Annotated in this window: 1 protein-coding gene; it reads right to left on the bottom strand. The window is 31.6% G+C overall.

Going from position 1 to position 836, the window contains the following annotated elements:
* Window positions 1-132: 132 nt before the first annotated feature.
* The gene (locus tag AC1DRF_RS30310; protein ID WP_427076797.1) at window positions 133-669 is read right to left on the bottom strand and encodes a cysteine hydrolase family protein; all 537 of its coding nucleotides are present in this window, start codon (window positions 667-669) and stop codon (window positions 133-135) included.
* Between the last annotated feature and the right edge of the window lie 167 nt (window positions 670-836).

Raw genomic sequence — 836 nt, 5'->3', positions numbered from 1 at the left:
GATACAGAACCACAAGGTTTATTAGATCAATTCAATACATATCAACCTCCTTCAGTTAAAACATATATCACAAAAGCACAAAGCTAACAAAAAAACAGGATTAGACACTATCTAATCCTGTTTTTTGTTAGCTTAAAATATAATTTCGTTTACTTCTTTTAATGTAACGAATCTGCCACCTAGCATATTATTATGATGTTCTACTATTTTAGAAGCTGAAAGCACAGCCGTATCAAATGTGCTATGGGCATCTTTTACTAAGATATTCTCTTTATACCCTAAGCTATATGCTCGTCTACAAGTAGTATCCAAACAAAATTCAGTTTGCATACCTGCAATGACTAATTTTTCGATTTCAAGTTCCTGCAGTTTTTTATGTAAAGTTGTTTGATAAAATGCGTCCCAAGAAGATTTTTGAATAACTGTGTCTGTTGGTAGGGGGCGAACATCTCGATGGATTTCCCATGTGACTTTTCCTTCACTAAGCATACTATCGAAACTGGAGTCTGTATGTTGTATATAGATAATTGGCACATTAGATTTGTGCGCTTTTTCCCTTAGAGAAGTAATATTTTTAAGTACTTGCTGTTCATTCCATAAAGACCCACCTTCATAAGAAAACATAATATTTTGAACATCTACAAGCAACAAAGCCTTTCTTTTACTCATTTGATTGTATCCCCCTATTGATTTTTGTGGTAAAAAATTCAAAATAATATTATATCAAATTAAAATCTTATATTATATAGCTTGAACTTATGAAATCTATTCTTCTTCGAGGTGTATATAATATGCACATGAAATCTATTCTTCTTCGAGGTGTATATAATATGCAC

Source organism: Priestia sp. P5_B4 (assembly GCF_056400385.1).
This window is presented reverse-complemented; position numbering and strand designations above follow the sequence as displayed.